The sequence below is a fragment of the Mycobacteroides salmoniphilum genome (assembly GCF_004924335.1).
GTDB lineage: Bacteria > Actinomycetota > Actinomycetes > Mycobacteriales > Mycobacteriaceae > Mycobacterium > Mycobacterium salmoniphilum.
The window spans coordinates 3277822-3300059 of sequence record NZ_CP024633.1 but is presented as its reverse complement, the minus strand read 5'-3'; the positions used below and the strand labels follow the sequence as shown (position 1 = coordinate 3300059).

General features: G+C 62.3%; 23 protein-coding genes and 1 tRNA gene. 18 read left to right on the top strand and 6 right to left on the bottom strand.

Features of this window, described 5'->3' with window-relative positions; genetic code table 11:
* The first annotated feature begins 10 nt into the window (after window positions 1-10).
* The 6 genes from DSM43276_RS16385 (at window position 11) to DSM43276_RS16360 (ending at window position 5614) form a co-directional block, all read left to right on the top strand.
* Window positions 11-1516 carry a carboxylesterase/lipase family protein gene (locus DSM43276_RS16385; RefSeq protein ID WP_078329606.1) on the top strand — a complete coding sequence of 502 codons (1506 nt, stop codon included), beginning with the start codon at window positions 11-13 and terminating at the stop codon, window positions 1514-1516.
* A 26-nt stretch (window positions 1517-1542) separates the two neighbouring features.
* Window positions 1543-1866, top strand: a complete 324-nt coding sequence (locus DSM43276_RS16380) for a YbjQ family protein (RefSeq protein WP_030097012.1) — start codon at window positions 1543-1545, stop codon at window positions 1864-1866.
* A 49-nt stretch (window positions 1867-1915) separates the two neighbouring features.
* On the top strand, window positions 1916-3547 hold the full coding sequence (gene pgm / locus DSM43276_RS16375) for a phosphoglucomutase (alpha-D-glucose-1,6-bisphosphate-dependent) (protein ID WP_078329665.1): 1632 nt from the start codon (window positions 1916-1918) through the stop codon (window positions 3545-3547).
* Window positions 3544-4809, top strand: coding sequence for an MFS transporter (locus DSM43276_RS16370; protein ID WP_078329607.1), 1266 nt, complete (start codon window positions 3544-3546; stop codon window positions 4807-4809). The genes pgm and DSM43276_RS16370 overlap by 4 nt, the downstream gene beginning before the upstream one ends.
* A gap of 55 nt (window positions 4810-4864) precedes the next feature.
* Window positions 4865-4937 (top strand) — tRNA-Ala (locus DSM43276_RS16365).
* A gap of 359 nt (window positions 4938-5296) precedes the next feature.
* On the top strand, window positions 5297-5614 hold the full coding sequence (locus DSM43276_RS16360; RefSeq protein WP_234803024.1) for an anticodon-binding domain-containing protein: 318 nt from the start codon (window positions 5297-5299) through the stop codon (window positions 5612-5614).
* Between the two features lie 252 nt (window positions 5615-5866).
* Here DSM43276_RS16360 and DSM43276_RS16355 read toward each other — a convergent pair whose 3' ends face one another.
* Window positions 5867-6328 (bottom strand): hypothetical protein, encoded by a 462-nt coding sequence (locus DSM43276_RS16355; RefSeq protein ID WP_136629111.1) that lies wholly within the window; start codon window positions 6326-6328, stop codon window positions 5867-5869.
* A gap of 322 nt (window positions 6329-6650) precedes the next feature.
* On the opposite strand from DSM43276_RS16355, the gene DSM43276_RS16350 reads away from it, so the two are divergent.
* The 3 genes from DSM43276_RS16350 (at window position 6651) to DSM43276_RS16340 (ending at window position 9044) form a co-directional block, all read left to right on the top strand.
* A complete protein-coding gene (locus DSM43276_RS16350; RefSeq protein WP_136629110.1) occupies window positions 6651-6932 on the top strand; it encodes a hypothetical protein in 282 nt (93 codons plus the stop codon).
* Between the two features lie 72 nt (window positions 6933-7004).
* On the top strand, window positions 7005-8051 hold the full coding sequence (locus DSM43276_RS16345; RefSeq protein WP_078329609.1) for a hypothetical protein: 1047 nt from the start codon (window positions 7005-7007) through the stop codon (window positions 8049-8051).
* 168 nt (window positions 8052-8219) lie between these two features.
* A complete protein-coding gene (locus tag DSM43276_RS16340; protein ID WP_412458664.1) occupies window positions 8220-9044 on the top strand; it encodes an N-acetylmuramoyl-L-alanine amidase-like domain-containing protein in 825 nt (274 codons plus the stop codon).
* 25 nt (window positions 9045-9069) lie between these two features.
* On the opposite strand, the gene DSM43276_RS16335 is transcribed toward DSM43276_RS16340, so the two are convergent.
* Together DSM43276_RS16335 and DSM43276_RS16330 are read right to left on the bottom strand one after the other, a co-directional pair.
* Window positions 9070-9390 (bottom strand): hypothetical protein, encoded by a 321-nt coding sequence (locus DSM43276_RS16335; protein ID WP_136629109.1) that lies wholly within the window; start codon window positions 9388-9390, stop codon window positions 9070-9072.
* A 9-nt stretch (window positions 9391-9399) separates the two neighbouring features.
* Window positions 9400-10056, bottom strand: a complete 657-nt coding sequence (locus tag DSM43276_RS16330; protein ID WP_234803025.1) for an MspA family porin — start codon at window positions 10054-10056, stop codon at window positions 9400-9402.
* An 83-nt stretch (window positions 10057-10139) separates the two neighbouring features.
* Between DSM43276_RS16330 and DSM43276_RS16325 the strand changes: the two genes are divergently transcribed.
* Window positions 10140-10610 carry a MarR family winged helix-turn-helix transcriptional regulator gene (locus tag DSM43276_RS16325; RefSeq protein WP_234803026.1) on the top strand — a complete coding sequence of 157 codons (471 nt, stop codon included), beginning with the start codon at window positions 10140-10142 and terminating at the stop codon, window positions 10608-10610.
* Here the strand turns inward: DSM43276_RS16325 and DSM43276_RS16320 are convergent, their stop codons facing one another.
* From DSM43276_RS16320 to DSM43276_RS16310, 3 genes are all read right to left on the bottom strand, one after another.
* Complete coding sequence (locus tag DSM43276_RS16320; protein WP_078294309.1) at window positions 10611-11135, bottom strand: hypothetical protein; 525 nt, start codon at window positions 11133-11135, stop codon at window positions 10611-10613.
* Window positions 11136-11293: 158 nt separating this feature from the next.
* Window positions 11294-11662, bottom strand: a complete 369-nt coding sequence (locus tag DSM43276_RS16315; RefSeq protein ID WP_078329612.1) for a SpoIIAA family protein — start codon at window positions 11660-11662, stop codon at window positions 11294-11296.
* 115 nt (window positions 11663-11777) lie between these two features.
* Window positions 11778-12692 carry an MBL fold metallo-hydrolase gene (locus DSM43276_RS16310; protein ID WP_078329613.1) on the bottom strand — a complete coding sequence of 305 codons (915 nt, stop codon included), beginning with the start codon at window positions 12690-12692 and terminating at the stop codon, window positions 11778-11780.
* Window positions 12693-12871: 179 nt separating this feature from the next.
* Between DSM43276_RS16310 and DSM43276_RS16305 the strand changes: the two genes are divergently transcribed.
* The 8 genes from DSM43276_RS16305 (at window position 12872) to DSM43276_RS16270 (ending at window position 22145) form a co-directional block, all read left to right on the top strand.
* Window positions 12872-13621, top strand: coding sequence for an SIR2 family NAD-dependent protein deacylase (locus tag DSM43276_RS16305; RefSeq protein ID WP_078329614.1), 750 nt, complete (start codon window positions 12872-12874; stop codon window positions 13619-13621).
* A 27-nt stretch (window positions 13622-13648) separates the two neighbouring features.
* Window positions 13649-14521, top strand: coding sequence for a P1 family peptidase (locus DSM43276_RS16300; protein WP_078329615.1), 873 nt, complete (start codon window positions 13649-13651; stop codon window positions 14519-14521).
* Window positions 14522-14669: 148 nt separating this feature from the next.
* The gene (locus tag DSM43276_RS16295) at window positions 14670-14858 is read left to right on the top strand and encodes a hypothetical protein (RefSeq protein ID WP_136629108.1); all 189 of its coding nucleotides are present in this window, start codon (window positions 14670-14672) and stop codon (window positions 14856-14858) included.
* 41 nt (window positions 14859-14899) lie between these two features.
* On the top strand, window positions 14900-15817 hold the full coding sequence (locus tag DSM43276_RS16290; protein WP_078329616.1) for an SDR family NAD(P)-dependent oxidoreductase: 918 nt from the start codon (window positions 14900-14902) through the stop codon (window positions 15815-15817).
* A gap of 208 nt (window positions 15818-16025) precedes the next feature.
* On the top strand, window positions 16026-17261 hold the full coding sequence (locus DSM43276_RS16285) for an FAD-dependent oxidoreductase (protein WP_078329617.1): 1236 nt from the start codon (window positions 16026-16028) through the stop codon (window positions 17259-17261).
* A gap of 11 nt (window positions 17262-17272) precedes the next feature.
* Entirely contained in the window at window positions 17273-18811 is a 1539-nt protein-coding gene (locus DSM43276_RS16280) for a tryptophan halogenase family protein (RefSeq protein ID WP_211196735.1), read from the top strand.
* Window positions 18812-18927: 116 nt separating this feature from the next.
* Window positions 18928-20514: a flavin monoamine oxidase family protein gene (locus tag DSM43276_RS16275; protein WP_157896031.1), complete on the top strand. Its 1587-nt coding sequence runs from the start codon at window positions 18928-18930 to the stop codon at window positions 20512-20514.
* Window positions 20511-22145 (top strand): FAD-dependent monooxygenase, encoded by a 1635-nt coding sequence (locus DSM43276_RS16270; protein WP_078329619.1) that lies wholly within the window; start codon window positions 20511-20513, stop codon window positions 22143-22145. The genes DSM43276_RS16275 and DSM43276_RS16270 overlap by 4 nt, the downstream gene beginning before the upstream one ends.
* Window positions 22146-22238: the final 93 nt, after the last annotated feature.

Below are 22238 nucleotides of genomic sequence, written 5' to 3'. Positions count from 1 at the left end.
GGATGTGCCGATGGCAAAGAAGCCCATCCGCATCAACACGGTCAACGGCACTGTCGAAGGATTCACCCGGGGCGGCGTGCACCGCTTCCGCGGGATTCCCTATGCGGAACCGCCCGTGGGGCCGCTGCGCCTGCGTGCGCCGCGCCCGGCCCAGCCGTGGGTCGGGGTGCGTAAGTGCCGTACCTGGGGCGCCGCCTCCATCCAGCAGCATCGCTACGCCATCATCCTGCCCGGCAAGCCCCAGAAGCTCAGCGAGGATTGCCTGACCCTCAACGTGGTAGCCCCGGAAGGGCCGGTCACCGGGCCGCTGCCGGTCATGTTCTTCATTCACGGGGGCGGGTACTTCTTGGGTAGCTCGGCTACACCGCTCTACGACGGTGCGAGCCTGGCGCGGCAGGGATGTGTCTACGTCTCGGTCAACTATCGGCTGGGTGCTCTTGGCGCGCTGGATCTTTCGTCGCTGTCCGATGAGACGCACACGATTGACAGCAATCTGTATCTGCGTGATTTGGTACTGGCGTTGCGGTGGGTGCACGACAACATCGGGGCGTTCGGAGGCGATCCGAACAATGTGACGATCTTCGGGGAGAGCGCCGGGTCGCATGCGGTGAACACCCTGCTCGCGGTGCCCTCGGCGGCGGGGCTTTTCCACCGTGCCATCTGTCAGAGCACCGCCTCCGGTCTCGTCATCCGTCCCGAGGACGCCGCCATCAACGCGCGCCAGTTCGTGAACTACCTGGGCGCAACGGACTCCAATGCCGCCGAAACGGTGTTGACAGCCAAGCCGCGTCAGCTGGTTAAGGCCTTCTTCCGGTTGATGGGGACGGCCAAGCATGTGCCGGGGCTATCGTTGCGGTTCGGGCCGAGTATCGACGGTGATGTGCTCCCTGTCGATCCGAACGAGGCGCTGGAACGCGGTGAGGCACATCGTGTTCCGCTTATCATTGGGTACAACGCCGAGGAGGCCACCCTCTTCACGAAGATACTCAAGATTCTGCCGATCACGCCGGAGGCGCTTGAGCATTCCCTATCCAAGGGCGGTCCCGAGTATGTGCAGCGGATCATCGGCGGCTATGACGGTTACCCGTCGGAGAAGGCGCTCCTGCAGCTCGCGGGTGACCTGGCCTTCGGATCAGCGGCCTGGCGGGTGGCCGATGCACACGGTCGGCATGCGCCGGTCTACTTCTACCGGTACGACTACGCCACGCGGGCACTGCGTCGCTACGGGCTGGGACCTACCCATGCCATCGAGCTGCTCGCGGTCTTCGGTACCTATCGAACCGTGGCCGCGCCGTTCCTGTCGGGACGCGGGGATCGCGCCCAGGCGCGCGCCGTTAGCGACGAGATGCAAAGGCGTTGGCTCACCTTCGCGCGTACCGGGGCGCCCGGTGAGGGCTGGCCGATGTACGCGGTGCCGGACCGCCAGGTGCTGATCATCGACAGCCCCTCACGGGTGGAGAGCGACCCCGATGGTGATCGGCGCCCGCTCTGGCAGGACGTCGCCTCCATCGCCTAGCGCACGCACGGCGGTACGTTGGGCCCATGATCATCGTGACGAGCAATGACATCCCCGGATACAAGATCGCCGCGGTGTTTGGCGAGGTCTTCGGCCTGACGGTGCGGTCGCGGCACATCGGTTCGAACCTTGCCGCCTCCTTCAAATCCATCGCCGGTGGTGAGCTCAAGGGCATCACTCAATTGCTGCACGAGAGCCGTCGCGAGGCACTGTCGCGGCTGGCCGCCGAGGCGGAGTCGCGCGGCGCCAATGCCGTGGTCGCGTTCCGATTCGAGACGACCGAATACGCCAACACGGGTGTCGAGGTGTGCGCATATGGCACCGCCGTCGGCATTCAGCCCCTCCAATAGCGGCCGTTCGGTAAGACACGGTTCACCTGATCCGGGCAGAATCGTGCGGGTGAGCAATGCGCGCGCCGGACAGCCGGCCCAGCCGGAAGACCTCATCGACATCGCCCACGTGGTGACCGCGTACTACGCGATAGAGCCCGACCCGGCGAACGTCGCACAGCAGGTCGCCTTCGGGACCTCGGGGCACCGCGGGTCCAGCCTTGACGGCGCCTTCAACGAGGCGCATATCGTGGCCACCACCGCCGCGATAGTCGAGTACCGGGCGTCGCAGGGCATCACCGGGCCGCTGTTCATCGGCCGCGATACCCATGCGCTCTCCGAGCCGGCATGGACGAGCGCACTCGAGGTGTTGCATGCCAATGACGTTGTGGTGGCTGTGGATTCAAGAGACCGATACACGCCGACGCCGGCGGTGAGTCATGCCATCTTGCGGTACAACCACGGTAGGACGACGGGGTTGGCCGACGGGATTGTGGTCACTCCATCGCATAACCCGCCTCGGGATGGTGGATTCAAATACAACCCGCCGCACGGTGGGCCTGCCGACGCCGATGCCACCGGCGTGATCGCTGCTCGCGCCAACGAGATTCTGCGCTCGGGATGGCGCTCGGTGACGCGGGTTTCGTTGGCGCAGGCGCTGAAATCGGCGCAGCGGTACGACTTTCAGCAGACCTATGTGGACGACCTGATCAATGTCGTCGACCTCGGCGTCATCAAGGATGCCGGAATCCGGATTGGCGCCGACCCGCTCGGCGGGGCCAGCGTCGACTATTGGGCCGCGATCGCCGACCGGTGGTCGCTCGAGCTGACCGTGGTGAATCCGCTGGTGGACGCCACCTGGAGGTTCATGACCCTGGACCACGACGGCAAGATCCGGATGGACTGCTCGTCGCCGGACGCGATGGCCTCGCTGGTGGCCTCGCGGGACAAGTACCAGATCGCGACGGGGAACGACGCCGATTCGGATCGCCACGGCATCGTGACTCCCGATGCGGGCCTGATGAATCCCAATCACTACCTGGCGGTGGCCATCGACTACCTGTTCAGTCACCGTGATGGCTGGGCCGCCGAGACTGCGGTGGGCAAGACCCTGGTGAGCTCGTCGATCATCGATCGGGTGGTGGCGGGATTGGGCCGGACGTTGCTCGAGGTTCCGGTCGGATTCAAGTGGTTTGTGGACGGGTTGATAGGCGGAACAATCGGTTTCGGCGGTGAGGAGAGCGCCGGGGCGTCCTTCTTGCGCCGCGACGGGTCGGTGTGGACCACCGACAAGGACGGCATCATCGCCGCATTACTGGCCTCGGAGATACTGGCGGTCACCGGAGCCACGCCATCGCAGCGGTACGCCGCGCTGACCGAGAAGTACGGCGCCCCAACGTATGCCCGCGTTGATGCGCCAGCGAGTCGCGAACAGAAGTCGATACTGAGCAAGCTCTCGCCCGAGCAGGTGAGCGCCACCGAGCTGGCCGGTGAGCCCATCGTCGCCAAGCTGACGAACGCGCCCGGCAATGGGGCACCGATCGGCGGGCTCAAGGTTGTCACCGAAAACGCCTGGTTCGCGGCGCGGCCATCGGGCACCGAGGATGTATACAAGATCTATGCAGAATCGTTTAAGGGTGCCGAGCACTTGAGCCAGGTACAAGATGCCGCACGGGAGGTTGTCTCGGCGGTCATCGGTTGAGTGGCTGTACCGACGATGTCGCAACGGTAAAACCGCGTCTGCCATGGGAGATATGGGTTCTGGTTGTCGCGAGCCTGGTGATCGCGCTCGGGTTCGGTGTGGTGGCGCCCGCGCTGCCGCAGTATGCCCGTAGCTTCGGGGTGAGCGTAACCGCGGCGACCGCGGTGGTGAGCTCGTTCGCCGCATTCCGGTTGGTGTTCGCACCTGCCGCGGGGGCGTTGGTCCAGCGGCTGGGGGAGCGCTGGGTCTACATGACCGGACTGCTGATCGTTGCGGTATCCACCGGCATCTGCGCCTTCGTGCATAGCTATTGGCAGCTCTTGGTGTTCCGATCACTCGGCGGTGTCGGCTCCACGATGTTCACCGTGTCGGCGGCCGCGCTGCTGGTGCGCATAGCGCCCGAAGAGATTCGCGGACGTGCGCAGGGGCTGTACGGGTCGAGCTTTCTGCTCGGCATGGTGGCCGGACCGGCCTTGGGTAGTGCCGTTGTGGGCCTGAGTCTTTCGGCGCCCTTCATCATTTATGCGGCGGCGCTGGTGATTGTCGTCGTGCTGGTCTATTTCGGGCTGCGGCGCTCCACACTGTTGGAGGTCGCCGACGAACATCACGGCGCCCCGGTGACGTTGACATCCGCGCTGCACCATCGGACGTTCCTGGCCGCCCTGATGTCGAATTTCAGCGCGGGCTGGGCGATCTTTGGGATCCGCGGTGCATTGTTGCCACTGTTTGTGATCGAGGCGCTGCATCAGCGACCGGGTGCTGCCGGGTTGGTGTTCGCGGCGTTCGCGGCGGGGGACGTGTCGACGGCGTTCCTGGCGGGGTCGTGGTCCGACGACATCGGGCGTAAGCCGCTTGTGGTCGGGGGGCTGGTGGTGTGCGGGTCGACCGTGGTGGCGATGGGCTTTGTGTCATCGCTGCCCCTGCTCATCGTGCTCTCGCTCATCGGGGGGATCGGTGCGGGGCTGTACGCCTCCCCGCAGCAGGCCGCCGTGGCCGATGTGGTGGGCAGCAGGGGCAGGGCGGGGACGGCGCTGGCCACCTTCCAGATGACGTCCGATATCGGGCTGGTGATCGGGCCCGTGGTCGCTGGGGTGATCGTCGAGCACGCGTCCTATGGATGGGCGTTCGTGGTGGGGGGCGCGATGCCGCTGATCGCGGCGGTGGCATGGATCTTTGCGCCCGAGACGCTGGGGAGACTTGCGTCACCGCAGGTTAGGAGTATGCAGGAAGTAGCAGAGGATGTTGGTGGGCCGGAGCGCTGAGATTTTGAGAGCCCGTCGCCGTGGTGTAACTTCGTCCGAGCACGCAACTAAACATGGGGCTATGGCGCAGCTGGTAGCGCACCACACTGGCAGTGTGGGGGTCAGGGGTTCGAATCCCCTTAGCTCCACAATAATCCCAGGTCAATGACCTGGGATTTTTTGTACTCAGAGCCCAAATGGCAACCCGGGTCTCGGTCTCTCCGTCGGTACTGATGGTGACGTTGCGGGTCAGCTGGCAGTCGACGCGCAGACTGTCAACCGACTGGGACGGGTAAGGGGACGTTCATGGAGCTAGCAGGTTTCCTGATACAGGTGTTTGGCGCCCTGTTTGCAGCGGTGGGGCTCACGGTGGCTTGGAATCGGATATCGGATCGGTCGATTCAGTGGCGCAAGGGGATTGGTGAATTTCTTGGCGGGCCGCTTAGGAGCTCCAAGAAGGGCGGTGGCGACAACGTGATCACCCCCGAAGGGGACCGTCATAACTGTTGTGGGGCACTCGCCGGAGATAACGGTTGAGCCAGACAGCCTGGAAAGGCGACTCAAACGGCTCGAGGAAGAGTCGGAACGCTTGCGTAGCCGGGTTAAGAAAGCCGAGAAAACTGTAAAGCGAATCGATGACGCGGTCAGTCAGGTAGACAGCGCGATCGATACTGCGCTGGCCAAACTGGTCAACGACGATAACTTGATCAAGTTGAGTGATATCCGTTTGGCGTTGGTCGGTCTCGAAATCTCTTTTGTCGGGTTTGTCATTGAACATGGTCCATTGCTGCACCAACTCTTTTGCGCCACTCAACAGGGAATGTGACCACCCGTAGTGACCCACAATCGATCTGTAGTCGTCCGGTAATCGTGCACCAATCGACGATTCGATTGCTTCCCAATCGATCGCGAACCGCTACAGATCCGGCGGCCGAACCAAAGCGACCAACTCATCAAACGCAGCCACAGCACTTCGATCCTTTCCGCGTCAACACAAGGACACGGTTGATGTGCATGGGAAGCTGCCGACGACCGGCTACCGACCGCATCAGTTCGAGGAACAGACCTCGATTATCGACTATCCGACTTTCTGCCACGATTGGCAGCCGTAGGTTGCGAAGGCGTAGTCGCTCGGCTTGATCTGCACCGTGGCGGGGCCTTCTGTCACCTTGCCGGTGGCGAGGGTGTTTTCCATCGTCATTTCCTGACCGGACAGTCGTATCCATAAGCAGTGCTGGTGACTCCCGGGGTGTGGACCTTCGGTGTGGATCCAGCCAGGGGGGATGCCGGTGGGGGAATTGTCACCGGCTACACGGAAGGTGCCGTCGCACTGGGGTTCCAGCTGTTGCTGCTGGCAGTGCAGTGAGCTTGCTTCTGCCCCTGCAGGGTTCGCTGATTCGGTTACCGCAGGTGTAGGCCGGGGGCGTTCTTCCTCTGCGCCCCAGCTGGTGGAGTTGGCGACCGCGAGTATTAGGAAGATGCCACCGGCAACGATGATCCAGCCGGTGAACGGCGATTTGGCGGCACGGTTGTCGCTCATGTTTCCCTTACATGGTGGTTGCCCCCAACCGTGACGGCAGCGTACAACTCCTACAGCTAACAGGACAAGCGTTGTTGTCGACTGTGTCGCAGGTCTGCGGCTGGGCCACGACAGGTGTAGTGGCATATTTTGGTTACGCATGTGTCTGCACTTGCTGCGTCTAGGTGAGTGCGTTCATCATGGCTGCGTGAATGGGTTTGCTGCTGGGCATCCGCCCGATGATTGCGTCGGCATGGTTTGCGTTATCCATAACCCCAGCGGCCATCACATGCTCGACTGGCCGCAACGGTGGCGGTCAAACGGTGTTCTGGACCGTATTTGTGTGCACGGACAGTCCCATCCTGACCAAGATCAATTCGCGTTGTGGGTTGCCCGGGGTTGGGAGAGGTTCGCGGCGCATGAGTGCGACGGCTGCTGCGCGTACGAGGGGTACGTGCAGACGGGCCACCGCGGCGCTGATGACATCGAGTCCGAGCTATCTCTGTTGAGAACGGTGCGGGAGGTGCTCGCCAGCCGCGGCGCACCTGATCCTGGGTCCACCGCGCTGGAGGCGACACTGCATCATGAACTCAAACGCCTGCAAGACCCCGTCGAAGACCGCTAGCCGCTCTGCAGCATTCAGCCACACGTGATCGAGCGCGCACCCTGACATGCCGCCGGATTGGAGAATGTCTCGATGCATGATGAGCCTGTGATTCCCGCGACGATTGGTCGAGGCAAGTTCGAGGCGGCTGTGGTGGCTGCGAGGATCATTCCGTTGGCTGAGATTGTGATGATGCCCGGGTTCGCCGATCTCACGATGGAGCAGACCCCGCGGGTGGCGTTCACACCGATGAATCTTCAGTGGGTCTCTCGGCCTGTGTATTGGATGCAGCGGGGCCGCAGCGCCGCAACGCTGCGGGGGGTCAGTGGCGAGTACCAGACCGGGCAGGTGCAGTTAGAGGACAGGGTGCGCGTCAAGTTGCGTCATGTCATCGCTGCAGCTGCCGCTGGCGACGATCGGTTGCTTAACGAACTGAAGTTTGGGGCGCCGTCACCGGCTTCGGGCTTAGCCAAACTCGATGAGCTGTGTGGCGGCGGCCGAGGTCCTGTCGCGGTGCTGGATTCACCGGTTGCCGATATGGCTGGACCGTTTGCTGAGGTGGCGGCATCGGCTGATCCTGAGCAGCGTGTACAGCTGGCATTGGCGCGGTGGAATCCGGGCTTTCTGGAGATGCTCCCGCGGTTTGCCGACGCACTCCAGAGCCGCCTCCGCGATGTGCAGGTGTGCTATTGGCTCGAGGAAGGCCCGGCGCTGCTCTACTTCGTTGAGGCCGCCGACGGTGACGTAGTGATTTGGGTTGGCTGGGATCCACGAACCTTCACCGGGTCGCCGCCGCCGTTGTGGCAGACCTTGCCGATGCCGGCGCGTGAGTTTCTCCGTGATGTGCATCCCGGGTTTACCGTCCTCGATGGGGAATCGTTTGGCCTGGCCCAACCCTCGTACATGTCCACTTTCGCGGCCTGGGCGGGCTGGCCCACCGGCATCCCGGACTGGGACCGTCCCGATGTCATCGCCTCCACCGACATGCTGTGGCTGACCACCAACGGGGGCGACACCGCCCTCTGTACCTCACCGGATCTAGAAATCGGTCAGGTGGCGGTGCTCTTCGAAAACGATATCGACATCGCAGACCTCGGCACCGAACTCGACCAACTAATGCTCCGGTCCCTGCGCTTCTAGGCACGCAGCAGCAGCGGACACCCAGTGTCCATTCGCCTCGTAGGAGCCCAAAAGTGCACGCGCATTGCGTAAAGTGCGTCAGGTGAGGTCGGCGACCAGCCTGGTTCGGCTCTGCACTGTGATGTGTTAGCTGGATTATCCGGACTTGGAGATGAAAGGCATCAGGTCGTGACCTCGACAATGCGACGAACCCCACTACGACGTGGTTACAGCTTGTTCGTATTGCTCGCACTGATATGTGCGCTGTGCGCACCTGCTGCCTCGGCCGACGCCGCGCATATCAGCCCGGCGAACGAACGCCGGCTCCAAGAGCTGCTCACTGAGCGCAACCGCCTCGCGGCTGAGAGTCCCGCCCAATTGAGCGCCGCGGTATCGGCCCTTTTTCTGCATGTGCCGTACGGTGCCGACACCCTGATCGGATCCGCCTCCGTCCCCGAGCAGTTGGTCGTAGAACTCACCCGCGTGGACTGCTTCACCTATGCGGACTATGTCGAAGCGCTGAAGCGGTCCAGTAACAGCGCCGATTTCATCGCCCAACTGACCCAGATCCGTTATCGCGGGGGCGATATCAGCTTCACGCAACGCCGCCATTTCTTCACCGATTGGGCCGCCGATGCGCCTGTTAACGCCACCGATGTGACAGCAAGTCTGGGGGCACCCTCGGAGCAGGCCGCCAAGATGCTCAACCTGAAGGATTCCGGCGGCAGCTATCTACCGGGGCTTCCGCCTCGGTCGCGCACGGTCGTCTATTTACCGAGTGCCCGTGTCTCCGATGGTGTTATCGCGAATCTTCACGACGGTGACTACCTCGGTGCCTACGCGAGGGCCGGCGGGCTCGACGTCACGCATGTAGGAATCTTCCTGCACACACCGGGTGGGCCGGTATTGCGCAACGCCTCGTCTTTGCGGGCCAACAACCAAGTCGTCGATACGCCGCTGCGGGAGTATCTGGGTACGGTCCCGGGAATTGTTGTGCTGCGGCCGACTCGATGAGGTGTGCACCGGCGCTGGCCCCTGACTAAGGAGTGGGGCTCAGGGAATCGGCCGACGTCTGTACTCCAGAGATCCCGCGTGAGGCGTTGGCCGGCGCCGGAGCTGCGGGGCTCAGGGTGTCGGCTGATACAGACACACCCGAGCGTCCTGGAGGCAGCAGCGGAACTCCGATCGCCGCAGGGTATCCCGGTGGCCCGTACTGCAACGCCCCGATCACTGGCGGGGGTGGGGGCGTTATCGGGCCGGGGTCGGCGTGTGCGGTACCCGAACCCGCGAACAACACCGATGCGGTGACTACGAGCAAGGTGGCACTGCCATGCCGGGGAATTGTGTTGAACAGAAACATCTATCGCTCCTAGTTCAGGACGTAGGGGTCGCCGTACACGGACAATTGTGTTTGTTGAACTGCACTGGCGACCGCGAATGTCGCATAGGAGCGCACTGTCACTGGCCCGCCGCAGGCATCCACTTTCAAGTGGACGTCTTGCATGTCCAGTCGTCCAAGGCCTGCCGTCACCGGCATAGTGCCCATTGCGACGGTGGTGATCACGCCAGGCTGCAGGTCGGTCTGCACGAAGCCGCCGATCGCCCCCGTTCCGCCCACCTGTACTCCCGGCTGGCCGCTGATGGTCGCCCCGACCGATCCCGCCAACTGGCCAGTGCCGCCAATCTGAAGACCCTGCGATACGTCGATCTGGCAGCCGACTTGGTAGCCCGCGACAAAGTTGGCTGCGGTGATGGGATTGCCGCCACTGCCACCGATATTCGCCTGCGCGGACAGTGTCATGAACGCCTCGCGAGAGTTCTGCGCACCGGCCAGATTCGGGACCGCGTTGATGACCTCGCCCGAGAGGGCAACTGACAGGTGCCAGCCATCGATGGTCGTGCGTTGGCTCGATTGCGGAGCCATCTCGACGGGGGCGGCCCAGCTGGTCGCCGACGTTACGAGGGCCCACCCTATTGCCATCGCGGTCGCCCCGGCGATCACGCCGGATCGCGTGGATCTGCCCACAGTGGGTTCCTCCAATCAAATCGTTTGATTAAGACTAACGATTTGATTAAAGCAGATGATCAAGATTGATGTACTGTTGGGGCATGACCGAGTTCCCGCCGGAGGATCACCCCAGGCCAGCGGGGTTGTTCGGACCCCTGTTCGAGATCCTTCTGCGTCGCATGCATGTCGAAGTGGCTGCCGTACTGGGTGAGCACGCACTGCGGCTACTGCATATAGGCGTGCTCAACGTCTTGGATGCGGCCGGCAAGCAGTCGCAGGCGGATCTCGCCGAAGCCTTGCGGGTGGACAAGACCACCATGGTTGGGCTTCTGAACGATCTGGAAGCCATTGGCTTCATAGAGCGGCAGCGGTCCCCGGAGGACCGCCGCCGTCACGATGTGGTGATGACTGCGCTCGGAAAGCGCCGGTACGCCGAGATAGTCGACGGGCTCAGGGGGGCAGAGGCCCGGGTGCTATCCGCCTTGAGTGCAACGCAGCGATGTGAACTGTTTGTACTACTCGAAAAGGCTTTCCTGGCGGGGTCCGGGGATACCAGGATTAACGGGGATTGATCACGTAAGACCGGTGACGAACCGGATTCTGCCCTGCACCGTGATGTGGTAGCTGATTCGGTGGATCACCGCGTCGCTGTCACGAACGGCCAAATCTACGAGTAGACCGTCGAACAGACTTTGGAGTGTCTGCCCGGGTTGCAGTCCGATGCCGGTGCGTGTCCGGAAACGCCAACGGTCGACGGCGAATCCCGCGTCAATCGCCTGATGCCGATCGAAGATCGAACTCAGGGTGGCGAAGGGAATGGCGCTGTCCACCTGAAACCACGGGAAGGCCCCGGCCGGAATCGGGATGTTGTGCCGCGTCGTGATCGCCTTGAACGCATCGCTCATGTTCGGGGAGATCAATGCTTGGTTCCGTGACCAGTCGACGCTGCTCTGTCCGGGCATATTGACGATGGCCACGCCGTTTGTCTGGAAGACGAAGCGCTGATCGGCGATCGAGGCCGGCTGTTGTTCGTTGACCGCCAATGCGGCGGGAGTAAAGAAGTGCGACTGACTTTCGAAGTTCGGAATGAGGACCATGGTGCACGCGCCTTCCGTCACTGGATGAATGTCCTTCCAGCGCAGGGCCATTGCTACAGATCGGTTCTCTTGTCCGGCCGAACGTTGGTGATGCGACGATATGGACTCAGGGAGGCTGTGGGCTCGGGTAGTGCACTACCCGATTTCGGCCTGTGGCGTCAGCGTGCGGCCCACGTTTTCGCACGATCCAGCTCGTCCAGGCCGAACAACGCGATCTCACCGGGAACCATCCACGCGAGCGCGTGCAAGGTGTGCGCTACCCATTCCTTATCGGTCACTACTGCGATTTTCTTGAAGGCCGAATGATGCTGGAAGAGCATCCCGAAGCCCAGCTTCAGGTCTTCGGCTAGCCCGCCGGGGCCAAAGCCCTCGTAGTCGCTCGCGATGACCTCAACAATCCGTAGTTCATCGGATGTCAGCGATTGTTCGATAGTCGGTGTGAACTTACGTAGCTCGTCACCGGCCACCCTGCCGGAGACGCGGAATCCGACTACGCCCTCGGGCATATCAGTCAATGTTTCGATCATTGTTCCATCGTGCCAATCCCTGAGAATCACGCAAGGGCCGTCGAACGTCTCAGATGACGAATTGGACGACAGTCACCGTCACGTGGCTGTCGTCCAATCCAACACTGAAGAGCGGTTAGTAATCCCAGGTGGCCGGTATGCAGCGGAACGCGTCGCCCGCGGTTGCCACGTGGCAGACGGACGGGAAGGGCAGGTGGGTGGCCACCATCGGCTCGCCGGTCGATGCCAGCTCTTGCAGGAGACGCACTCGCACACGGGCGGCTTCCTCGGGGTCATGCTCAAAGCCATTGTGCCACTCGGGGTTATCAAACCCCGGTGCGAACACCGCATCGCCGGCGAAGGTCAGCTTCTGTTCGCGTGACTCAAGGCGGACCACGCTGTGCCCGGGGGTGTGACCACCAGTGCGGGAGATGAGGACTCCCGGTGCGACCTCGTACTCCGTCTCAAACGTCTGCAGCTGGCCGTGATACTGGTCCAAGAATTGCGTGGCGACCCTGCGCAGCACGTCCGGAATTGGCTCCGGCATGGTGACGTGGGAGAAATCGGGTGCTACCCAGAACTCGGCTTCCGCGGTTGCCGCGTGGACCCGCAGATTCGGACGCAGCCGTTCCTTAAGCCCCTCCGTGAGTAGCCCGCCGACGTGGTCCATGTGCATATGGGTGAGCACCACGTCAGTCACGGATGCCAGATCGACGCCTGCGGCCTCCAATCGCGCGACCGTCTGCCCCGCTCTCGGGAAGTCCGGGAACTCCAGCCCCAGCCCGGCGTCGACGAGAATGGTCTGATCGCCGCTGCGCACCACGACGACATTGAGTGGCCAGTCCACCACCTCGGGCGGTAGGAACATGCCGTCGAGCCAGCCCGCCAGCTCGGCCGGGTCGGCGTTGGTGGCCAATGTCGAGGCGGTAATCGGCAGCACCCCATCGCTGATCACCAGCACCTCGATATCGCCGACGTCTACCGCGTAACGCGAGGGAACCAACTCGTCCACCCCGAGGCTCCCAAGGTGTGTTGCGTTGTCCAAGGTCATGATTTCTCCTGCTGGCTGTATGGGCTGGTTTCCGATCAAGATCAGCCTGGCGGCCCGAACAGCGATGCGAACCCTTGGAAGTCCGTAGTCCGTAGTCAGTGATCCTGAGTCTCAGCCGCTTCGTCCGGGTACGGGCGTGGTTCCGATCCAAACAGTCCCTATGGGTGAGAATTTGTTCGATGAAACAGGCACAGGTACCCGACGAGCTGTTGGCCGCCGCGACGAAGGCGCGCACCGTCACGGTGCTCACCGGCGCGGGCATGTCCGCCGAGAGCGGGCTGCCCACCTTCCGCGATGCCCAGACGGGACTGTGGTCGAAGTACGACCCGATGACTCTGGCGACACCGGAAGCCTGGAACGAGGACGCCGGGCTGGTGTGGGCGTGGTATCAGAATCGGCGCATCCAGCTGATGGCCGTGCAGCCCAACGCCGGGCATCGTGCGTTGGCGCAGTGGGGGTCTCATCGCGACGTCCGGATCGTCACCCAGAACGTCGATGACCTTCACGAGCGCGCGGGCAGCGCAGAGGTCACGCACGTTCACGGCAGCTTGCTCAAATCGCATTGCGACACCTGCCAGACCGGTTTCGACGTGAGCGTCGCTGCCCCCGAATCCGAGCGGGTCGCGCCCCCCGAGTGCGACTGTGGCGGAAAAGTCCGGCCGAGCATCGTGTGGTTCGGGGAGATGTTGCCCGAGGTCGAGTTCGGTCATGCCGTCGCGCACGCGCAAAACTGCGAGTTGATGCTGCTCATCGGGACCTCAGGCATCGTGTATCCGGCGGCGGGGCTTCCGCAGCTGGCACTGAGCCGCGGGGCGACGGTCGTCGAGATCAACCCGCATGAGACCGACCTGTCTGACCGGGCGGATCTCGTCTGGCGGGCCACCGCCGCCACCGCGCTGCCGGCGCTGGTGGAGGCGCTTTCGCTGTAGAGGACGAACTGAGTACCGTTGGCCCGTATGGGAAACACGCGAAGCATCGGCATCCCGCGGGTAGGTGTGGGTCACTGGACCAATGAGGCGGTGCAGACCGGCTGTACCGTCGTTTCCCTGCCGCCGGGCACGTGCGCGTCCTGTGAGGTGCGCGGTGGTGCACCCGCTTCCCGCGAGCTCGCCGCGTTGGCCCCGGACAAGTCGGTTGTCGCGATCGACGCGGTGGTACTGACGGGCGGTTCGGCCTTCGGGCTCGCGGCCGCCGACGGCGCCATGCGGTTCTTCGAGGAGTCGGGCAGGGGGGTGCCGACACCCGGCGGGCTCGTCCCGGTGATCCCGACGCTCGCGCTCTTCGATCTGGCGGTGGGGCAAGCATCGGTTCGGCCGACCGCGGACGACGGATACGCGGCGGCGCGAGACTCGGCTGACGGGCAGCACTTCCAGGTCGGGCGAGTGGGCGCGGGTACCGGTGCCTACACCTCGCACTGGCGTGGTGCGGAAGGACGCCGGCATGGCGGTATCCGGTACGCGGAGGTTGCCGCCCAGGGGGTGATCGTCGGCGCACTGGTGGCCGTGAACGCCTACGGCGACATCGACCCGGGTGGGCAGGAAGTATCGCTGGATCCGGTGGCGGCCCTGTCCGAGGTTTTCGGGTTTGGCGATTCACGTCAACACACCACGATTGGTGTGGTCATCACCAACGCTCAGCTCGACAAGGTGGGCTGCCATATTGTCAGTCAGGGCGCGCACGACGGACTATCGCGCGCAATCACACCGCCGCACACGCGATTTGACGGCGACGCCTTCGTTGCCGCCGCAACCGGGCAGGTGCCCGCGCATGTCGATGTGGTGCGGTTGATGGCCCTCGACGCGGTGGCGCGCGCGATTCGTTCGGGCTGAGCACGCACGTCGGGTCGCCCGGCTGCCAGCGACGACTCCAGCCCGCTAGGCCAAGCGCACCCTTGCACCAGTTGCGTTATTTCAGATAACGTATCTGTCGAGGCGAGGATTCCGCTCAACGTCGAGATGAATTCGGATGGAGGCGTGCGTGTTTGAGGCCGTCCGTGCTGCGGTATCACTGGTCGACCAGTCTGTCCGGTACGTCGTGGACCGCACGCATCCCGCCCGCTCGATGCCGAAGAACGGCCGGGATGTCACCCCGGAATGGATGGCACGGGCCCGTGGGTTGCGGCCGGGAGACGAATCTCTTGGCAGCGCATATCGCCTCGCTCCTTGAGCGATTCGCACATGAAGTCATCGAGCCGATGGGAGCAGTCAATGGACAAGATCCGATTCGATGGGCAGGTGGCGATCGTCACCGGTGCGGGCGGCGGGCTCGGGCGCGAATACGCGCTGCTGCTCGCAGGCCGAGGCGCCAAGGTCGTGGTCAACGACATCGGATCGCCCGATGAGCTTCTCGGCACAGGTAGCTCCGATGCTCCCGCGCATTCGGTGGTCGCCGAGATCCGGGCCCTCGGCGGTGAAGCGATCGCGGACACGAACACCGTCGCTACGGGAGATGGTGGACGCGCCATCGTCGGTGCCGCGCTGGACGCGTGGGGCCGGGTCGACATCGTCATTAACAACGCGGGAATCATTGGGCCCATCAAGGCATTCGCCGAACTCACTGATGAGGACGTCGACACCGTGCTCGGCGTTCAACTGCTTGGGCCGTTCAACGTGTTGCGCCCGGCATGGAAGGCGATGGTCGACCAGGGATACGGACGAATACTGAACATCTCCTCGAGCAGCATGTTCGGGCAGGGTGAGGCGTGCACCTACCCGACCGCCAAGGCCGCAATGATCGGTATGACAACGAACCTGGGGCTCGCTGGTCCGGCCTACGGCATCAAGGTGAACGCGCTGCTTCCGGTCGGGTTCACGAGGATGGTGGAGAACATGCCCGAACCGGCACTCAGCTGGCTTCGCAACACCTTTCCCGCCGCAGCCGTCGCACCGGTCGCGGCCTTCCTGGTGTCCGAAGATGTGCCGTGTTCCGGTGTCAGCTTCAGCGCCGGCGGCGGACGATTCGCGCGGGTCTTCCTCGGCGAGACGCAGGGAGTGACCTCGGCGCAGCTCACCATCGAGGGGGTGCGCGACACCTTCGAAGCGGCGATGGAAACGGACGGCGCTGGCGCCATCGCCAATGTTGGAGACGAACTCGCGCTCTACGCGGCACAGCTTTCCGCGATGTGAGTCGCGGCGCTGAGCGGCTGACCTGGTATCGGTTTGGTTACTCGCTGCGGTTACTACCGGATCGCGTGGGCTTGAGGACTGTGCTGGGCGATTGACAGACGCGAAAAGCGGAACGCCACTGACCATGTTCGTGATGTGGAGCGCACGACGCGGCGCGCAAGATCGTTACCAAGGAACCTGAGAAGTCGCATGGGTGAGGTGGTGAACGATGGCCGATTTTCGGACAACGGTGTGCATAGTGGGAGCAGGGCCCGCCGGGATGTTGCTGGGCTTACTGCTGGCCCGTGCCGAGATAGAAGTAGTTGTACTGGAGCAACATTCAGACTTCATTCGGGACTTTCGCGGCGATACGGTGCATCCCTCTACTTTGGAAGTCATCGCGGAGCTTGGTCTCTCCGAAGAATTTGAACGACTATCACACCAGAAGGTCTCGACCGTTGGTGTGGTTCAGAATGGGAAGCGTTTCAACATCGCCGATTTCAATAAGCTGAACGTGCGCTTTCCTTACATCGCATTGGTGCCGCAGTGGGATTTTCTTTCGCTCCTGGCGCGGGAGGCAAAGCGATACGACAATTTTCGGCTTCTCATGTCGACTCAGGCGGTGGGTGTGACCCGCGATCGCGGACGTATTACGGGAGTCAGGGTACGTGACCGCACGGGGGAATTTCGCATTGAGGCGGCGCTTACAGTGGCAGCCGACGGTCGTCATTCGGTGCTGCGTCGCGATATTGCCTTCTCACCCAAGGATCTCGGGTGTGCTCTCGATGTTGTCTTCTTCAGGATCCGCCGGCTGGAGACAGACCCCGCAGAGGGCATTTGCGTACGTCTAGGGCGGGGAAAGATCTTCGGAGCTACCGATCGCGGTACGTACTGGCAGATGTCGTATGAGACCAGTCGCGGTGGTTTCGACGTGCTGCGGCGTCAAGGGGTAGACGCATTGCGTGCGGACTTGGCGCGGTTGGTGCCGTTCATGGCTGACCGAGTTGACGATATTCGTGGGATTCAAGATGTCAGCGTGTTGCAATGCCGTATCGACCGGCTCCGACGCTGGCATGTCCCGGGGCTGCTTTTCATCGGTGACGCAGCGCACGCAATGTCGCCAGTGGCCGGACTCGGCGTCAACCTGGCCATACAGGACGCGGTAGCGACCGCAAATATTCTGTGGCAGCCGATACGGCTGGCGCAGGCTACTGGTATCGAAATTGACTGTGCCGCCTTGGCGAAGGTTCAGCACAGACGCTGGGCGCCGACGGTGCTGTCCCAAGGGCTGCAACGCATGGTTCAACGGTTCGGTATCGATGGTGCCTTGAACGGAAGCCATCAGCCGCGGTTCCCGGAAGTCCTCGATCGATTCGAAATACTGCAAAAGTCCATGAGCCACGTGATTGGTGTCGGGTTTGGGCCCGAGCACGTTCGCTCTCCACTGTATGCCTGCGCTAGATGAGGAGAATGGTTGTGCTGGAAGACGTTGTGATTGTCGGTGGTGGCACTGCGGGTTGGATGACTGCGTCGTATCTGAAGGTCGCGTTCGGCGACAGGATCACGGTGACAGTGGTGGAGTCGGGGCGGATCGGGGCAATCGGAGTCGGCGAAGCAACATTTAGCACGATACGACACTTCTTCGAATATCTCGGCCTGGAGGAGCACGAGTGGATGCCATCATGCTGCGCCACATATAAACTGGGTATCCGGTTTCAGGACTGGCGCCAGCCGGGTCATCATTTCTATCACCCCTTCGAACGACAGCGTGTCGTCGACGGATTCAGTCTCACCGACTGGTGGCTGAACAATCCGAGGTCCGATAGCTTCGATCGCGATTGCTTTTTGACAGGTACCTTGTGCGACAACGAGAAATCGCCGCGTCGCCTCGATGGCTCGTTGTACATGGCCACTGGCGGGGAGGGCGCCGCATATCGAACGACACTGTCCGAACAGGAGGAGCAGTTTCCGTACGCGTATCACTTTGATGCATCGCTGCTTGCAGATTTCTTGCGAGACTTTGCGGTTCGGCGTGGTGTCCGCCATGTAGTCGATGACGTCGTGGATGTCCTACAGGACGATCGTGGCTGGATCAGTCACGTGCGTACGCGCGCGCATGGCGGCATCGGGGGTGATCTCTTCATCGACTGCACAGGATTTGCCGGCCTGCTGCTCGGTCGTGCCATGGGGGAGCCATTTGAGTCGTATCAGGGGAGTCTCCTCAATGATCGGGCGGTTGCCTTGCGCGTCCCAACCGACCAGGACCGCAGGCATCTGCCGCCATACACCACCGCGACGGCTCGAGACGCGGGATGGATCTGGAGCATCCCCCTGTTTGGTCGGATCGGTTCCGGCTATGTGTACGCCGCGGATTACTGCAGTCCCGAGGACGCGGAGCGTGCTCTGCGTGACTTCGTCGGTCCGGCAGCAGAAGGGTTGGAGGCCGATCACATTCGGATGCGCATCGGGCGTAGCCGAAGAAGCTGGGCGCGGAACTGTGTGGCAATTGGGCTGGCCAGTGGGTTCGTTGAACCTCTCGAATCAACCGGGATCTTCTTTATTCAGCATGGCATAGAGCAGTTGGTGAAGCACTTCCCTGACGAGAACTGGGAGGAGAGCCTGCGAGATTCCTACAACCGCGTGATCAATCGATGTATGGATGGTGTTCGCGAATTCCTTGTTCTTCATTACTATTTGGCCGCGCGTACGGACACCCAGTACTGGCGCGACACGAAGTGCGTCGAGCTTCCCGCTGCTCTCTCGGAGCGGATCGAGCAATGGCGGAGCAAGCTGCCTGACGCTGGATCTGTCTACCCTCATTATCACGGATTCGAGCCCTACTCGTACGTATGCATGTTCCTCGGGCTTGGTGGAATTCCGGGGCGGGCGTCGACGGCCATGCGGCATCTCGATGCGACGCGCGCACAGCGCGAGTTTGACCTGCTTGCACAACAGGCATCACGTCTGCGGGATTCATTACCCACTCACCATGAGTATCTCGCTCAGATGTACTGAACAACATGAGCCGACGCACCTGCTCGCTGTGAGAGAGCGATTCACTCCATACGTGTGGGTTCAAGGTCCAGACACCGCTCACATTGCGGTCGACTACCACTCGGATGTTTGGGCAGATGAGTGATGTGGAGACTGCCGGCCTGGACAGAGGATGGGAAGTGGATAAGAAACCAAACCCCGAGGAGTATGCGCGGATGACATTGGCGCCGAGTGAAACACATGGGAAGAAGGGAATCGTCCGGTCACAGGGTGTCACTGTTATTGGCGCTGGTGTCGCCGGACTTGTCGCGGCGTATGAGCTGGAACAGCGTGGCCATCATGTCGAGCTTCTCGAGGCGCGTCCGACTGTGGGCGGGCGCTTACACACGCATAGTTTCTCGTCGGATCGAAAGGGGCCAATCGCCGAACTTGGTGCGATGCGGATCCCGGCCCGGCACTGCCGAACAATGAAATTGGTCGATCAGCTTGGGCTGTCCGATCGGGTACGGCAATTCCGGACCCTGTTCTCCGATGATTCCACGTACCTCGCGACGCCCGATGGTCACGCACGAGTGCGAGACGCATCACCAATACTGGTAGCTAAATTTCTTGCGGAAAGCTCTCTAAGACAGCGTTATCCAGATGATGCGGTGTTGTGCGCGTCTTGGCTGGCCGCAAGTGTCAACGCCATTGCGCCTGATAGGTTCCGCCGTGGTCTTGGCTCGGATCTCAATGTCGAGCTGCTCGATCTACTGCGCCGCATCGATCTGGCGCCGTTCATCGTCACACGAGGTGGCGTAGAACGTGTTGATCTCAACCGATTCTTCGCCAACCATCCGAACTTCGCATGTGGAACCAGGCTCCAGCTTTTCTTCGCCGACGTCGTCACCGAAACATCATCGGCATTGTTCCGCCTGGAAGGTGGAATCGATCAGATCGCCCTCCGCTTGTCGGCGCAGTTACGCGGTCCCATCCACCGGGGGAGCCGGGTCACCGGCCTGCATGTGGTGCGCGATGGAGTGCTTGTAGAGACACATCGCGGCACGGCGACCGAGTTGATCAGACGTCACTGCGTCCTGTGCACGGTGCCCTTCTCGGTTCTACGCAGAATTCGGTTGTCCGGCATGACCGCAGACAAGATGGCGGTGATCAGAGATATGCGTTACTGGGCAGCGACCAAGATCGCTCTGCATTGCCGTGAGGCCTTCTGGGAGCGCGACGGGATTAGCGGCGGCGGTTCGTTTACCGGCGGCCTGGTACGCCAGACCTACTACCCACCTGTCGAGAGCGATCCTCGTCTGGGTGCGACATTACTGGCCAGCTACACCATTGGCCCGGACGCAGACTTGCTGGCGCAAATTCCGAGGGAGCAACGCTTGGCAATGGTCCGTGCGGAACTCTGCAAGATCCATCCAGAGCTCAGTCAACCAAGCATGGTGTGCGGCAGGGTAATGCGGGCATGGGGTGAGGATCCGCTCAGCATGGGCGCGGCTTCGGTCAGGTGGGGCAAGGATTCAGATACGGCGGAGGAGGAGCGCGTGCTGGCGGCAGCGTCCCAGGGTGCGTTGTTCTTCGCCGGTGAGCACTGCTCGTCTGTCCCGGCCTGGATCGAGGGTGCGGTGGAGTCGGGCTTGGAAGCCGTGAACCAGATAGACGCCTACCTGCAGTCGATCGGCGTGGGAGCCGTGGCTCGTGGCGGCGGCCGCGAGGGGGGTGCGGCGTGACTGCGGATGCGGAACGTTCTGTCGATGTGTTGATCGTCGGTGGTGGGCCTACAGGACTGGCCATGGGGATGGAATTACGCTCGCGCGGTGTGGACTTCGTGATCGTTGAGTCTGGCGACGGTACGGTCACTCATCCGAGAGTGAGTGGCATTGGTCCGCGGTCGATGGAGTTGTTCCGCCGCTGGGGGGTCGCGGAGAAGATCCGCAAGTCCGGTTGGCCCGGCGACCATTCACTGGATTGCGCGTGGGTCACCAAGATCGGCGGCCATGAGTTGTTCCGGGTTCGTAGATTCACCATGGACACGCGACCGGACTACCAACACACGCCAGAACCGGATGCGATCTGTCCGCAGCATTGGCTGGCGCCATTGCTTTACGCCGACCTCGGCATCGCTCCCGCGGGTCCTATATTGACACGTACTCGGCTCGATAGCTTTGATCAGGACGACGAAGGTGTATTCGGCCGGGTCACTGACCTCGTGACGGGTGTGCAATCGACAATCCATGCGCGATACATGGTCGCGTGTGACGGCACTTCTTCATACGTCAGGCATGCGTGTGGTATCTCGGCGCCGCCGTTGCACCGCACACAGACTTTTCGCAACATTCTGTTCCGTGCGCCCAAGCTAGGCATGCAGCTGGGGGAGTCTGCTGCGGGTTTCTACTACCTGATGATGTCCTCCGCACTGAGATTCCCTGTGAGAGCGCTTGACGGTCGGGAGCTCTATCGGTTGACCGTTGGGCTCCAGGGTGACCGGGAGGCGATGGACGACGCTGACGCGTTGGTAAGGAGAGCAATTGCGTTTAGCACTCCGGTCGAGGTGTTGTCGGACAACGAGTGGCATTTGGTGCATCGCGTGGCCGAGAGATTCCGTCACGGCAGAGTGTTCTTGGTCGGTGATGCTGCACACACACTCTCGCCGTCTGGTGGTTTCGGCATGAACACCGGAATCTGTGGCGCCGCCGACCTTGGTTGGAAAATAGCCGCCACATTGGATGGATGGGCCGGGCCCCACCTACTCGATAGCTACGCCGTTGAGCGTAGGCCGGTCGCGCTCAGGGGAGTGGAGGAGGCCAACCACAATCTTGTCCGGGCAATGAAACGCACGGTTCCGGACGGGCTCGGGGATGACTCCGCACACGGTGAGTGGTTGCGTGCGCGTGCCCGGGACGCACTCGCTGACAGTGGGCTGGCCAGGGAATTTGACGCCCCCGATATCCATCTTGGTTTCAGATATGAGAACTCTCCGTTGGTGATTCCAGACTCGGAGGTGTGCCCTGCGGTGCATTCATCTTCCGGCGTAGACGACATGCGGCCCAGCACGCGACCCGGATCACGCGCTCCACACGCCTGGCTGGCGACGGGAGCCTCGACGCTGGATCTGTTTGGCAAGGGATTCGTATTGCTGTGTTTTGCGCCATCTGGTCGAATTCGGCGGCTGGAAAGGGCTTTCGCAGATAAGCGTGTCCCGTTGACGGTGGTCGCTGAGAGGCAGCGGGATATTGCCGAACTTTATGCGCAGCGGTTCGTTCTAGTCCGACCAGACGGTCACGTCGCCTGGCGCGGCGAGCGGCCTCCGGTGAATCCGGAGGAGCTTGTCGAACGAGTACGAGGCGTCTACTCGAGGTGACCGGAATCGTGAACCGTGACACGCTGCCGCCATTTGCCTTAACCGGCTGGTCGGCCGCCGAAGTCGCGAACCCCTATCCGGTGTACCGGCGCT